Raw genomic sequence first — 13921 nt, 5'->3', positions numbered from 1 at the left:
GCAACCTTGGCAGAACCATTTTCCTTTAAGAACTGTAAGCAGACAAATGCGAAATACCCTCCATAATGAATGCTAAGAAAGGAACTCTTGGGATCTTCTTCTCTACTCTTGGGTGGATTAAAACCTTTGCACAATCCAGGGCAATTGTTCCATTGGCTGTTATCAACACAAAGAAAAATAGATTACATCCGTTTTTTTGGTACCCAAAGGCCTTTGCATTTTTCACAAAATTATAACAAAACTCTTTCCAGGAGAAATGGTTTTTACCCTTTCATTATAGTTTTTAAGAATAATTAGGCTGATTCCCTTAGAAGTTTGAACAATAGTGCCATGTCAAACAATTTCCAAAAATAATCTTATTGGGAAATTGAGGTAAACTCACTTTGGCTTAAAATTCAGCCTTTGCTATAACCATTTCCTTCGGTCAATCAAACCGATAGTCATTACAATTGGAACAAAACAGAGTCGTATTCATAACCATTATACCACAACTTTCACACACTTTACTTTATATTCATGAGGAGTAGCAATAATCCTCGCTGTCTTTTGTGATCGTCTAATGGGTTTTCCAAAGCTTCTAATGTTTCTTTTCTTATTTAAATAAAGCTAAAAATAGTCAAAACCTAGTGTGCACTATTAAGAAGAATCTTTATAACTTCAGCAGCTCTTTTCTTTCTTTTATAAAGACCAGAAGGAAAATATGCGGAATTCTTTCTTAGCTAGAAAAGCTAAGTGGAATTCAGTCATAATAATTTTTGAGTCCCGATTTGGCAGATGAAAAATAAAACTAGATTTCCTTTTTGTGTCTTCTTTCTTTCAGACATAAAACTCGAAGAACGCCTGTCGTAAATGCAAAAAGATAAATATTCTATTGCTTAATAAGAAGAGTCCGAAGTTCTTAAATAATCACATAGGAGTCCTTTACCTCATAAAGCATAGAGTTTTCAATGATGTTTTAGCTTTCGAAGCAAGGCTCCTCTGCCTTTTTTTTCAAAGTTTTTTCAACTAGAACAACCCCTATTAAAAGTGTATGCGTTCGTTGGCGCCTGCTTGTTATGTCAAGAAAGTTCCACATTATTTTCCTTTAATTAGTCTGCATGGCTTTTTGGTCTCCTGTTAATAGTTTTAGAAGTCCTAATAAATGAACAAAAAAAGTCTTTTTTTTTCTCTTCTTCTAGGGTCTATGCCAAAAAAACCTTCCAGAGAGCTATCAACCTAATGGGGCTTATATAGGGAATGCTCCAAGCCTTATCACCTTATCCAAAAGTTCTTTCAGTTTGTGACTACAGCAATTCAAAAAGGCGGGCAGGTCATTGTAAGCATAGCTCTCCTTTTTGTATTTTATAGCTTCCGCCTTTGGAGGTAGGAGGAAAGATTAAGAAAGTCAAACGATTGCAAATCTTCTAGCGAGAGGATCTATTAGCTCCTGACTACTTGGAAAGGCTTATTAAGCTTTTGCACAGAGTGCTGCAGAAAACGACAGGGAAATGGAAGATGGAATTAGAGCCAACTAATGGTTGAGCTTTGTAGCAGGGTTTTTGAGGAGGAATTGGGGTTTCCGTAAAATTAGGGAGAATCTGCTAAAAGGCAGCAAGTTCTTTCGCTAGGCACGATGGCTTATGTTCTTATGGTCAATCGGCTAATTTGTTAGGGAAGCGAACAAGCTCAGGTCCAGTGGTTGGAGACCGAGGCAGACGTCGAAGGCATCCAATAACCGAAGGGTTGCAACATGAACCAACAGGCATGTCTGTTTATTTCCACCTTGAGAATCGCTCCTTGGAACCTTGAAACCTAAAAAATAGCTATCAGATCCTCTACGTAGTGACACATTGTAAAAATGCTTCTTGATACCAATGCCTTACTAAAGTTTCACCTAACATGGGTTAGTTCCATACATAGAGAAGCTATGCTTCCTCTGCCTGATAAATTAGACTGTCTCTGCGTTACTTGAATTATATGAGAGGCGGTCTATTCCTTTCTCTCTTTTACTATCTTCCACCTCTTTCACGGTCTTGGGCTTTTGTAGGATACACATGGGGATGAACTGGGAATCCTTGGGATTTCAGCTGCATTTTTATGCCATCATCCACTGCTTTGAGTAAGCCTTTATGACTTTCAAATACAAAATCCGTCGGATAATTTCTTAATTCGCCAGTATACGCATCAGCAGTAACAACATAGGGAAAACCCACTTTCTTTAGTTCTTTTGAAAGATTGGTTTCTCTTTTTATTTCTCCCAAATGGTAAGCTCCTCCCCAATGGATCAATCTTGGACCTGGATAATAAAAATTTCTAGACTGAGCTATTCTTTTGATGTTGCAAAGTCCATACCTACTATCCTCCTTTTTCTCTATGTTGCCTGCCATTCTTTGATCCCTATAATCTACAAATGCTCGTGTTATGTCTTGTGCTACGCCAAAAAATTCATCCATAGGTTCGAATTTAACCTTCAGGTCCTTGTCTTTTTGCTGCCTTTTTGCAACATTGTTTAATCTATCAAAGAAATCCTCAAAAAATTTATCATCTGGACTAAGCCCCGCTTTCTGGAAGGCGTCTGTTATGCGCTGTTTTAGACCTTCGGTTGGGGTTTTCCCTAGCCTGGCACTTTTTCCTGCTTTCTTTAGGTAATCCTCAACCAACTGCTGGCATGCTTCGGGTACCTTTATACTTACATATAAATTTCCTTTTCTTTCCTGCTCTTTCATTTCTCTTGTGCTAATGTCCACCGCATAAACTTCCAAATTGCCACGGTTCAGAACATTATGCCTTACAACCTCTTTGATTACATCGGTCATATGACCCAAATCTAGCTTATGATCTTTTCGATTATGTTCTTTTTCAGTGAGTCTATTTTCAGCCACCCATTCTCTGGTTTTCTCTTCCCTTCTTAAATAAAAATTCTTCTTGTCAACTTGTAGGTAAAGAACACCTGGAGTTTTTTTTATCATTGAATTTATTAATTTTTCTTCTAGCTTATCTACTTTCTTTTCGGCCTCTTCAAACTGCATCTTGCCATCATCATACATTTCATAGATATGGGAGGCTTTCTGCATAAAACGCTTAATCATTGGGTTATAATCCCTAGGTAATTCCAAAGATAACACAAAATGATGCTGATCCAGTTGTGGAAGAGCCTGGAGCAATGATTTATAATGATCACGATCATGTTTTTCACCACAAAGAACTGCTAATGTATTTTCATATTTTCTTATAAACCTTCTAAAAGTTCTATGTCATCTAACTTGTGGATAGCATCCGAATAATTTTTGTTAGCGGAGAACTGCAGCTCATTCAGATTATTAGAGTTGAATGTGCACCTGACAGAAATTCGATTGTTACTTCCTTGCTTTGGCAGCTCTAAAGAACCGTTACTTTTCAAGCGCTGATTTTGGAGACCAAAACCTTTTATAAACTCCTCTGGGCTACATGCCACTTTGTTCTCATCGAAAATTATTGTGATTACAATTGTTGCAGATTGCAGCTGCCACAAGTACCCCCAAAACCCCCATGCCCCTATCCCATCTTTGATGTGAGAACGAAAAGCTTGAGTTCTGATTGCTACAATTTTTTTAATAGCCTTTTCCTCAGTGCTCGGACAAGTATAGACATAAATATCTTTATTGTAGTGCATTTTGTAGTCGGAACCAGATTTCTCCTTGGAACTTGGCGAGTATTTGGCTTTGGAAGAATCATGTTGAGACCTAAAGTTCTTTTTATCTTCAGATATATCCATTATGATACCATTCAAATTAGAGTGTGTTATCCAGGTCATAAGCCTCTTTATCTCCGAGAAGTTGATTGTCTTTTCCCCGATTAAGCTTAAAAGATAATCTTGAGCTCCAAAGAGCCTCGCTGTACAAAGAAAAAATAAGAAAAGGACAAGTATTTCTTTTTTCCAAAGCCAATTTATTTGTTTCATAATATTTTAATAGGAGATTGATTGTTTTCTTGAACCCCTCCTTCCATCACCTCCTCAATCTTAAGAAGGAGAATATACGATTTATCATTTCACAAACGATCGTTTAAGCGGAAGAGAGGCTCCTATCCGCCTTGTGGCAAAACGCAATAACTAAGGAGACCGAGCAAGGAAGAGTAGGGGTGGTGACCGGAATGTAGTAGAGAGCTCGATTAGCATCCCCATCAATTCAGGCCACAGTCCTATGGAAAACAATTGACTACCTATTCCTAGAGTCACAGTCTTTATACAGCAACCTCAAGGGACTTGCTAGTTTCATGGATAGAGACCCACGCACTAAATAATATGTGATTACAAATAAAGAGGAGTAATGAATAGTTAATTGATATTGCCATGCAAATAAGCGTGGCAAACATAAATTCTCCGAAGAAGTTTGGCGCACTGATCGGTCAGAATGTAAACAGAAAGCAGCAAAAGAGGACGGGAAGGGGAAGCGCCCGCAAAACGGACTCAGGCAAATCGGCGCTACAATCCCTATGAGAACTATCTGCGGGTGATAGGGCAAAGGCGACAAGAGCACCTCATCAGCGCATATACAAAAGTCTCCAGTGCTGGGCAAAAGTCTCAAGGAATTAGCGGGGATCTCTGGAAAGGTTTCGTCTGGCACAAGGCAAACCGTCCTCTGCAGGGTCATCCCCTCCGTTGCTAATCAACCGGAGAACGAAAAGACCTTGACAATTCCGAGGACCGCTCGGTCCAAACCCATGGCAAAAAGGACGAACTTGGGTCAGGCGTGAGTATGTCCCGAGTATGTTTTGCGTAACATCATTGACAAGCAGTAAGGGTGCGTGGGGACATCCTTTCACTCATCATTGTCGTTTTGTTGTTGATAAATCTTTTTTTCTTATAATCCTAGATAATAGGTATAAGAGGAATTATTGCTCTTTTGATTGTTTCTAATTGTGAGCTTTAGACAAACAGAAGTGAGAATGGATTTAAGATGAAAATCTATGTGGTCTTTTATTCGATGTATGGTCATATTTATAAAATGGCTGAAGCGGTAGCTCAAGGAGCAAGATCGGTAGCTGGAGCTCATGTAGAATTGCGACGTGTCCCTGAAACCCTTCCAATATCCGTGCTACATAAAATGGGGGCTATAGAACCTCAAAAAGCCTTTGCACATGTTCCTATATGTTCTATTGAGGAGCTGGGTGAAGCCGATGCTATCATTTTTGGAACTCCTACAAGATTTGGTAATATGTGTGGTCAGATGAGACAATTTTTGGATGCGGCTGGAAAACTTTGGTTGTCAGGCAAGCTTATCGGAAAAGTTGGTAGCGTTTTTTGTAGTTCTAATACGCAACATGGTGGCCAAGAGACAACATTGTTAACCTTCATGGTTACATTGCTGCATTTGGGAATGGTCATCGTAGGACTGCCTTATTCTTTTACTGGACAAATGGCAGTGGATGAAGTTGCTGGCTGTTCTCCTTATGGAGCTTCAACCATAGCTGGAGGTGCTGGAGAAAGAATGCCTAGCGAGATTGAATTGGCTGGAGCTAAATTCCAAGGAAAACATGTTGCTTCCATTGCGGCAAAACTGGTTAAATAATTCTCATGGCTTATCAGCCAATTGAAAATCATGCCATCATTGGAGATATGCACACTGTGGCCTTAGTGGCCATGGATGGGTCGATTGATTGGTTGTGCATTCCTTATTTTGATTCTCCAAGCGTCTTTGGGGCCTTATTAGATGACAAAAAAGGAGGTTTTTTTAAAATAGCTCCTTTGGAACACCATGTCAGCTATAAACAGTTTTATTGGCCTGAGACCAACGTCCTTGTTACAAGATTTCTTTCTACACAGGGAGCTGCTGAACTGACGGATTTTATGCCTGTTAACTCTACAGATTATACAGGATCGCATAGATTCCGGCTGATTCGCCGTCTAACAGCGGTAAGAGGCACGATAAGCTTTAGTTTTGAATGTCGTCCTGCCTTCAACTATGCCCAGGATCAGCATGAAACAGAACTCACCACCATTGGGGCAGTTTTTTCAACAGAAAAACTAAGACTTTTATTGACGACAGATAAACCGCTAGAAATCTCCGAAAATGGGGTGGTTTCGAAGTTTATTCTCAGGGAAGGACAGACCACAGACTTTGCTTTGGTTCAACTCTTACCTGGTTCCGAATGGGGGATGCATATATCGAGTAGGGAAGCAGAAAATCTTTTTAGGCAAACCGTTTGTTATTGGAGGAATTGGATTGCTCGTTGCAAATATTCGGGAAGATGGCGTGAGATGGTATATCGCTCAGCCTTAACTTTAAAACTGCTTACTTTTAAGCCAACAGGAGCCATCATAGCAGCACCAACGACCAGTCTTCCTGAAGAAATTGGTGGCATCCGGAATTGGGATTACAGGTTTAGTTGGATTCGTGATTCTGCCTTCACTATTTATGCATTTATGCGACTTGGCTTCACTGAAGAAGCTCAAAATTACATGGAATTTCTTTCAAAGGTTTATAGAGGTTTTTCAAGAAAAAATCCACCCTTACAAATTATGTATGGCATAGATGGTAGGCATGAATTGAAAGAAATGGAGCTTAACCATCTGGATGGATATAAAGGTTCAAGACCTGTCCGAGTGGGTAATGGTGCCTATCAGCAACTACAACTGGATATTTATGGAGAGTTGTTAGATGCCGTTTATCTGTGTAACAAGTATGGGGCGCCAATTTCCTTTGAGGAATGGCTTGAAGTCAAACATCTTATTGAGTGGGTTTGTGAAAACTGGCAATTAGAAGATGAAGGGATCTGGGAAGTCAGAGGGAAAAAGCGGCATTTTATCTATTCAAAATTGATGTGCTGGGTAGCCTTGGATCGTGGCTTGCGATTAGCAGAGAAAAGATCCTTTCCTGCCGATATTTCTAGGTGGAGAAAGATTCGTAATGAGATCTATATGTTTATTATGGAAAAAGGATGGAATGCGAAGAAAAAGGCATTTGTCCAATCCTCCGGGAGTGAGGCACTCGATGCCTCCATTCTGATGATGCCTTTGGTGTTTTTTATTTCGCCCGTAGATCCGATGATGTTGAGCACCTTGCAAGCTATTATGCGATCCTCCCATGAGGGTGGGCTTTTAGCAAATAACTTGGTGTATCGATACAATTTAAGAAAAACAGACGATGGATTAGAAGGAAAAGAAGGGACTTTTAATATCTGTACGTTTTGGCTTGTAGAAGCATTGACTAGGGCCGGTCAATATCGGCCTCAGTTATTGGAAGAAGCTCATTTACTATTTGAAAGGATGCTTGGCTTTGCCAATCATGTAGGCTTGTATGCCGAAGAAATAGGGTTTAGTGGGGAGGCATTAGGGAACTTTCCTCAAGCATTGACCCATCTTTCATTAATTAGTGCAGCTTATAATCTGAACAAGGTTCTTGAAGCAAAAGAGGAATGACAAGAATCATCCTCCGGTACGTTAAAGTTTGATTGCAGTCCCTCCGTTTTTCTAAGATATCGGTGAGAATGAATGCACAGGGAGAAATCCTTATTCACAAGAAAAATCTTTTACATAGAAAATAAGGAAAAAGAAACGAAGAATAAAAGAATGGAAGGAAAATTATTCGAAACCTTCTATCGTTTTATTCTTTTGTAGGGTATCAGTATACTTTGTATTTTTGTATTTATGCAGCTTCGTTTTGATTTAGATTCTATTGAACTTGCCGAGAGCTACGAAAAATTTAGCGATTCACAATTCTTCCATGGCAAGGTCCTCATTAACATGCTTAAAATAAAGTCATCAGACTTTGTGTTAGACATTGGGTGTGGCACAGGAAGACTGACTCAATACATTTCAGAATTACTGAGAGGTGGGAAAATTATTGGAATTGATCCATTGCCCTATAGGATCAAAATTGCAAAAGAAAAAGAAACGAAAAATCTTTTTTTTGAAGTGGGGGGAACTTTGGATTTGCATCGGTTCCAAGAAAATTCTTTTGATTGTATCCTTTTGAATAGTGTTTTTCACTGGATAGAGAACAAAGCAGAGGCTTTAGAACAGATAAAAAGAATTTTAAAGCCTGGGGGAAGAGTTGGAATATCAACGGGTGATAAAAATTACAAAACTACGATTCGGGAACTAGTCGAGCAATCCGTAAGAAAATACGTTAAAAATGCCTTTGAATTTTCATTTTCACCTTTCCTATTGAGTTCTGAAGAAATTAAATCGCTAATCAATAAAAGTGGGCTTCACATCGAACAGTTCCGCCTTTTTGAATATTCAACCTTTTCACATAGCCCTGAAGCACTGATTACTTTTCTGGAGTCAAGCAGCTTTGGAAATTTCCTTTCTCAAATTCCTTTGGAACATAAGTCTCAAATTCTTGCGGATATTAAAAGAGATCTTGAAAAATTAAGGACTCCAAAAGGCATTGAAAGAAAACATCTCTGTATATTGGTTGTGGCTACAAAGTCAGAGAGATAAAAAAGAACCTTAAAAATAATAAAAACAGATTTTTTTTCTCCATCCACCCTCCCATCCTGTTAGTTTCCTAGAGGCTTGCACAATTCATCATGTGATCACTCAGCAGCACTACTGATAGATATCTATGCCTATGCAGCTCATTCTGTTGGATGTAAAGTACATAAAGGTTTGAAGGCTGTGAGGCGACAAGGGGTGAATTAGGAAGTAGATGAGCCAATGGTGGTAGGGTTGGTGACGAGTTGGGCATTGACCGGTTTGCTTGGGAAGGGAGCAATGTAGACAGCTCGCCAGCAGTGGGAACTCACCGAAGTGAGCCAGGGCGGCTTAATGTCCAGTCTGATCGCTTTATGAATCTCTAGCATTCAAACCGGGAAGGTTCTCATTTTGCCAAAGAGCAAGAGAAGACTGAGTAGGAATAGAAGAAAAAAGAAATTCTCTTATTCTTTTGGTCTTAATCCTCTAAAGAGAGCCAGGGACCGATCTTTTAGTTGGTAAGTAGATTCTCCAGGAAAGTCTTCTGCAGAAAGCTGCCCATAGGATGTGTCGATCACTCTAGTCCAACTGCGATTATTTCTTCTTGTCGGCAACTTGAAGACAATGTCATTTTCAGACCCATTAAAACAGATCAAGATAGAATTTCCTTTTATGGGTTTACCCTCTGAATCAATATCTCCTATGAGATCACCTGCCATATAGACTTGAAAGGATTTAATAAATCCTGCGTTCCACTTTTCATCCGTTAAAGGGCTGCCATCACAGTCCAACCAAAGAATATCTTTTATGTTTGTACCACGGATTGTTCTTCCATGAAAAAATTTGCTTCTTTGAAACACCGGTTCTTCCTTACGGATTTTGATCAATGTTATAATAAATTGCAGAAATTCCTTCTTTTCTTCTTCCAAATTCCAGTCTAACCATGTCAATTCATTGTCCTGACAGTAAGCATTGTTATTTCCTTTTTGACTATGGCCTAATTCATCTCCAGCAAGGAGCATTGGCACTCCAATGGAAAAAAGGAGTGTTGCAAGAAAATTTTTTCTCTGTCGTGTTCTAAGCTCTAAAATTGATTTATCATCGGTTGGACCTTCTATTCCGCAATTCCAGCTATTATTATCGTTATTCCCATCTCTATTTTCTTCTAGATTGGCTTCGTTATGCTTCTGGTTGTAGCTTACAAGATCCATGAGAGTAAAACCATCATGGCAAGTAACAAAGTTAATGCTTGCATAGGGTTTTCGTCCACTCTGCTCATACAGATCACTCGAACCTGCCAGCCGATTGGCAAACTCAGGCAATGTGCCAAGATCCCCTTTCCAGAATTTTCTCACATCATCTCGGTATCTACCATTCCATTCAGCCCATCTGACAGGGAAATTGCCAACTTGATAGCCCCCATCTCCTACATCCCACGGCTCAGCAATGAGTTTTACCTGAGAAAGAATGGGATCTTGCAAAATGGCATCGAAAAAAGTTGATAGTTTATCCACTTCATAGAGTTCTCTAGCAAGAGCACTTGCTAGATCAAAACGAAACCCATCAACTCCCATCGTTTCTACCCAGTAGCGAAGACTGTCCATGATCAGCTGGATAACTCTTGGGTTTTGCATGTTAAATCCATTGCCACAGCCACTAAAATCCATGTAGTATCTAGGGTTATCAACAGAAAGTCTATAGTAAGCAGCATTGTCAATGCCTCTGAAGCAAAGGGTAGGGCCTAATTGATTGCCTTCGGCTGTGTGATTGTAAACAACATCGAGAATGATTTCGATCCCTGCGGCATGCAGGGCTTGGACCATGGTTTTAAATTGAGTAATGGGGTCAAGATCTGTTTGAGAAGCTACAAAACGCTGATCGGGAGCAAAAAAACTTATAGTATTATAACCCCAGTAGTTCACCAGTCCTTTTCTTATCAAATGTTCTTCAGAGATATGTTGATGGATGGGCATTAATTCCACTGCTGTAATCCCTAGATTAAGCAGATGGTCAATGGCGGGTTGGGAAGCTAAGCCTAAAAAAGTTCCTCGGAATTCTGGTGGGATTTTTTCATTTTTCTGAGTAAATCCTTTGACGTGTAGCTCATAAATGATGGTCTTATGCCAAGGGATAGATGGCTTAGGCTCCTTTTTTCCTGGGGACTGCTTGGAATCTACTACGACCGATAGAGGAACATAGGGAGCACTGTCTGTCTCGTTAAAAGAAAGATCGGATTGAGGGTCATTTATCTTGTAACCAAAAACAGCCTCATTCCAGTTGAGTTCACCTTTGACAAGTTTAGCGTAAGGATCGAGCAAGAGTTTGTGAGGATTAAACCGATGCCCTGCCTGAGGTTCATAGGGACCATGAACTCTGTAGCCATACAACTGTCCTGGTGAAAGGGAGGGAATATAGACAGTCCAGATGTAATCAGTACAATCGGTTATCGGTATTTTTGTTTCCTTTCCCGCTGAGTCAAACAGGCAAAGCTCGACTTTGGTGGCATGTTCGGAATAGAGAGCGAAGTTGACGCCTTGCCCATCCCAGGTTGCTCCTAAAGGATAGATTCGGCCAGGCAATGCGGTATAGATGGTATCTTTTTCCATAAACTAAACCTTTGGTTGGTTTAATTTTAAAAAAGCATAAAAAGTATATAAAGATAAAAGGGGGAGTGAGAAAGAAAAGCAAAAGATCATTTTTCCATAAACTCTAGATTGGAGCAAAGCAGCTTTTAGGCCTAAGCGTTTTATTTATTGTAGGATTTTGGAAGAAAGAGTCAAGAGAAGTGACATGGTAAAATGGGATTGCAAAGGGTTGCAAATTCAAGATTTTTCAAAAAATATAATTGGTTTTTTTCTTGTAGAAGTTGTTATCAAAGGATAAAAGAAAAAGAGCGAATCTTCTAAAAGGAATATAGAAAATGTCAACTACCCCTCCCTCAATGGGAGGGGCTTGTAGGTAACTACAAGCCGAGTTGATCAGGGTCAGTTACGGAGCAGTGTCGATGCAAAGAAATAACAACGTGAGCGATAGGTTATACAAGACCCAATCCTGGACACTTCCTCAGTCCTGGACCCTGGAAGGAGGGGATCATGCAGGCACAAGACAAAGCGCCGAAGGTTCCCTTCTCCTGCGCATGCGGGTAGCCGGTCGCACACTTTCTCGAGGGAAGCGAGTCGGGAACGCCAGCCTGGCTCCATCACCAACAAAAGTCGGATGTGGCGTAAGCCCTGGGAAGGGGGGAGACGTAGTGAAACCTCCTCTCTCTTCCCTTATGGATATTTATGAACCAAGATAGCATTAGAGAAAGGAGATGCGGGAACAGGGGCGGCTCAGGCCGCCGCGCTATCCCTCCCCAGTCTGAAGGTCGGGGTTTCCCGTGAAATTGGATGAAAAAACAACTTCGTTCTGCAGTTGTTGGCACGGTTATGGTTGGAATGCTTGCAGGAACAGCTCTGAATGGGCAGGTGAAAAACCTGGATAAATTAGCTGGAAAATCAGCAGATCCTAGAGCCTTTGCCGAGATGAGTTGTAAAGGAAAGCAAAGCTGCAAAGGAAAGAAAAAAAGCAAGAAGGGTGAAGAACCTCAAAGCTCAGAATCGAAAACCTCTTGTTGGTGTTAAGTTTTTTACTTTGTTTAGAATCTATCTCTGTGCCTCTTTTTGCATAGGGAAAGCATGTCTGTGAAGTTTTCAAAGTTTTTCGAGGCCTATGGAATAGGGATTGGCTTAAGAATCCCTCATTACCAGCATATATTGGAGAAGAAGCCAGGAGTGAGCTGGTTTGAGGTTATTTCTGAAAACTTTATGGGTAATGGAGGAAAGCCAGAGATTCTATTGGATAAGATACTGGAAAGTTATAAAGTAGTGCCGCATGGGGTAGGGTTGTATTTTGGGTCGGTTGATCCGCTAGATCGTGAGCATTTAAAGCGACTGAAAAAACTTATTAAAAAAACAAAAACCCCCTGGGTATCGGACCATTTAGCTTGGGGTAGTGTGGATGGAACCTATGTCCATGATCTTTTACCTATGCCTTATACCCTAGCGGCAGCAAAACTGACGGCTCAAAAAATAAAAGAAGCACAGGATTTTCTGGAAGTTCCGATTGGGGTGGAAAACATCAGTAGTTATGCCCAGTATCGCTCTTCTAAAATGGCGGAGTGGGAGTTTTTAACCGAAGTGGTTGAAACGGCTGACTGTGGCATCCTCCTTGATGTGAATAACCTATATGTCAACTCGCAAAACCACGGATTTGATCCGCTAGTTTATTTGGACCATATTCCTTTAGAACGAGTCATACAGTTTCACATTGCTGGACATAGTCGACTTCCAAAGTATATCCTTGATACCCATGATCAGCCTGTATCATCAGCGGTGTGGGGACTCTACAGCGAGGTTATTCGACGGAGTGGTCCACGGCCAACCCTTCTTGAATGGGATGATGCCATTCCTTCTTTTGAGGAGGTCTATCAGGAAGCCTTAAAAGCCAAAGCGTTTATCGATGCCTATCAATCTACAGACCCTAGATGCGGAAAGTCCTGAAAGCTTGAGAAAGCTTCAGCGATTGGTTCTAACCTTGATCCGTCGTCCGCTTAATTCAAAGGATCGGATAAGGAAAATGGCCGAAGATGGGGAGTCTATTGAGGCATTGGCACAAAGGATCTTTGAACCTAGTCGGACGATGACCAGCTTAGAACGCCTAGAAGTTTACAACCAACAATATTGGTTTAAAATGCTAGAGGCTTTCTATCAGGATTTTAGCGGGTTAAGCTATCTTATTGGAAAAAGGCGATTTAGAAAACTGGTAGAAGCCTATTTAGGGAAATATCCGCCTCGCTCTGCTAGACTTGGAGATATTGGATCAGAATTAGAAGCCTTTTTAAGAGAAAATCCAGATTTTTTAGGTGCCACTTCTCAAGAAGCGGCTGTAGACATGGTTCGATTGGAAAGGGCTCTGTTTAAAGCTTTTGATGCCCCAGACTATCCTTCTTTATCTTCTAAGGATATTATGGAAGCAAAACCTGAAGTTCTGAGAATAGGCCTTCAACCGCATATCAGCCTGCTTGAGCTTCAATACGCAATCGAAGATTTTCTACTTTTCGGTTTAGAAAAATCTGGTATCGGTACTTTAGAAATGGGGATAGTTTATAGGCGCAAGCAACCACTTAAAAAACCCAAACGGTCTTTCTCTCTTAGAAGACAAAAGCATTGGGTAGTAGTGCATCGGTTTAGGAATGTTCCTTATATTAAACCAGTTGAGTACCAAGTCTTTCGTTTTTTGAGTCTCTTAGAAAAGGGGCATACTCTTTATGAAGCTTGTGAAGCGTTTGTAACAGACAATGATAAGGGGGAAGAAAATTTCTCTGAGCTACAGCTATTGCAATGGGCTCAAGAGTTTACGGTATTGGGTTGGTTTTGTCGATATAGGGAGAATGTTCCCTAAAAGGGTTAACGTCTGTAGTCAGGGCTTGGCTTGGTAGTGGCTTTGAGCTTTCTTTTAATCCTTAGTTTTTTTGCTTAAGATGGTTCATTTATCCTAAACTGA

The 13921-nt window shown here is 40.4% G+C and carries 11 protein-coding genes; 7 read left to right on the top strand and 4 right to left on the bottom strand.

Annotated elements, in window-relative coordinates; all coding sequences use genetic code 11:
• Positions 1–1988: 1988 nt before the first annotated feature.
• Together QOL44_RS07070 and QOL44_RS07065 are read right to left on the bottom strand one after the other, a co-directional pair.
• Positions 1989–3068 carry a hypothetical protein gene (locus QOL44_RS07070; protein ID WP_283401166.1) on the bottom strand — a complete coding sequence of 360 codons (1080 nt, stop codon included), beginning with the start codon at positions 3066–3068 and terminating at the stop codon, positions 1989–1991.
• Positions 3069–3208: 140 nt separating this feature from the next.
• Complete coding sequence (locus QOL44_RS07065; RefSeq protein WP_009057989.1) at positions 3209–3733, bottom strand: hypothetical protein; 525 nt, start codon at positions 3731–3733, stop codon at positions 3209–3211.
• 1183 nt (positions 3734–4916) lie between these two features.
• On the opposite strand from QOL44_RS07065, the gene wrbA reads away from it, so the two are divergent.
• The 3 genes from wrbA to QOL44_RS07050 all read left to right on the top strand — a co-directional run bounded on the left by wrbA (position 4917) and on the right by QOL44_RS07050 (position 8404).
• Complete coding sequence (wrbA, locus tag QOL44_RS07060; RefSeq protein WP_045086582.1) at positions 4917–5528, top strand: NAD(P)H:quinone oxidoreductase; 612 nt, start codon at positions 4917–4919, stop codon at positions 5526–5528.
• 5 nt (positions 5529–5533) lie between these two features.
• On the top strand, positions 5534–7378 hold the full coding sequence (locus QOL44_RS07055) for a glycoside hydrolase family 15 protein (RefSeq protein ID WP_045086583.1): 1845 nt from the start codon (positions 5534–5536) through the stop codon (positions 7376–7378).
• Positions 7379–7606: 228 nt separating this feature from the next.
• A complete protein-coding gene (locus QOL44_RS07050) occupies positions 7607–8404 on the top strand; it encodes a class I SAM-dependent methyltransferase (RefSeq protein WP_009059650.1) in 798 nt (265 codons plus the stop codon).
• Between the two features lie 197 nt (positions 8405–8601).
• Here QOL44_RS07050 and QOL44_RS07045 read toward each other — a convergent pair whose 3' ends face one another.
• Positions 8602–8766, bottom strand: a complete 165-nt coding sequence (locus tag QOL44_RS07045; RefSeq protein WP_153300103.1) for a hypothetical protein — start codon at positions 8764–8766, stop codon at positions 8602–8604.
• A 75-nt stretch (positions 8767–8841) separates the two neighbouring features.
• Positions 8842–10983, bottom strand: coding sequence for a glycogen debranching protein GlgX (glgX, locus tag QOL44_RS07040; RefSeq protein ID WP_009059652.1), 2142 nt, complete (start codon positions 10981–10983; stop codon positions 8842–8844).
• Between the two features lie 398 nt (positions 10984–11381).
• Between glgX and QOL44_RS07035 the strand changes: the two genes are divergently transcribed.
• The 4 genes from QOL44_RS07035 to QOL44_RS07020 all read left to right on the top strand — a co-directional run bounded on the left by QOL44_RS07035 (position 11382) and on the right by QOL44_RS07020 (position 13819).
• Entirely contained in the window at positions 11382–11675 is a 294-nt protein-coding gene (locus tag QOL44_RS07035) for a hypothetical protein (RefSeq protein WP_045086584.1), read from the top strand.
• Between the two features lie 91 nt (positions 11676–11766).
• The gene (locus tag QOL44_RS07030) at positions 11767–12000 is read left to right on the top strand and encodes a hypothetical protein (RefSeq protein WP_009059656.1); all 234 of its coding nucleotides are present in this window, start codon (positions 11767–11769) and stop codon (positions 11998–12000) included.
• A 54-nt stretch (positions 12001–12054) separates the two neighbouring features.
• A complete protein-coding gene (gene bufB / locus QOL44_RS07025) occupies positions 12055–12918 on the top strand; it encodes an MNIO family bufferin maturase (RefSeq protein ID WP_009059658.1) in 864 nt (287 codons plus the stop codon).
• A complete protein-coding gene (locus QOL44_RS07020; protein WP_009059660.1) occupies positions 12878–13819 on the top strand; it encodes an HvfC/BufC family peptide modification chaperone in 942 nt (313 codons plus the stop codon). Before bufB ends, QOL44_RS07020 begins: the two co-directional genes overlap by 41 nt.
• Positions 13820–13921: the final 102 nt, after the last annotated feature.

Source organism: Candidatus Methylacidiphilum fumarolicum, from assembly GCF_949774925.1.
GTDB lineage: Bacteria > Verrucomicrobiota > Verrucomicrobiia > Methylacidiphilales > Methylacidiphilaceae > Methylacidiphilum > Methylacidiphilum fumarolicum.
The sequence above is the reverse complement of the archived record's forward strand: the minus strand, read 5'-3'. Positions and strand labels throughout refer to the sequence as shown.

What these genes read in the sequence shown, in the direction of transcription:
- QOL44_RS07050 (WP_009059650.1), top strand. Translation starts at nt 7,607, where the DNA reads ATGCAGCTTCGTTTTGATTTAGATTCTATTGAACTTGCCGAGAGCTAC.
- QOL44_RS07055 (WP_045086583.1), top strand. Translation starts at nt 5,534, where the DNA reads ATGGCTTATCAGCCAATTGAAAATCATGCCATCATTGGAGATATGCAC.
- QOL44_RS07065 (WP_009057989.1), bottom strand. Translation starts at nt 3,733, where the DNA reads ATGGATATATCTGAAGATAAAAAGAACTTTAGGTCTCAACATGATTCT.
- QOL44_RS07020 (WP_009059660.1), top strand. Translation starts at nt 12,878, where the DNA reads ATGCCTATCAATCTACAGACCCTAGATGCGGAAAGTCCTGAAAGCTTG.
- glgX (WP_009059652.1), bottom strand. Translation starts at nt 10,983, where the DNA reads ATGGAAAAAGATACCATCTATACCGCATTGCCTGGCCGAATCTATCCT.
- wrbA (WP_045086582.1), top strand. Translation starts at nt 4,917, where the DNA reads ATGAAAATCTATGTGGTCTTTTATTCGATGTATGGTCATATTTATAAA.
- QOL44_RS07045 (WP_153300103.1), bottom strand. Translation starts at nt 8,766, where the DNA reads ATGCTAGAGATTCATAAAGCGATCAGACTGGACATTAAGCCGCCCTGG.
- QOL44_RS07030 (WP_009059656.1), top strand. Translation starts at nt 11,767, where the DNA reads ATGAAAAAACAACTTCGTTCTGCAGTTGTTGGCACGGTTATGGTTGGA.
- bufB (WP_009059658.1), top strand. Translation starts at nt 12,055, where the DNA reads ATGTCTGTGAAGTTTTCAAAGTTTTTCGAGGCCTATGGAATAGGGATT.
- QOL44_RS07035 (WP_045086584.1), top strand. Translation starts at nt 11,382, where the DNA reads ATGCAAAGAAATAACAACGTGAGCGATAGGTTATACAAGACCCAATCC.
- QOL44_RS07070 (WP_283401166.1), bottom strand. Translation starts at nt 3,068, where the DNA reads ATGATTAAGCGTTTTATGCAGAAAGCCTCCCATATCTATGAAATGTAT.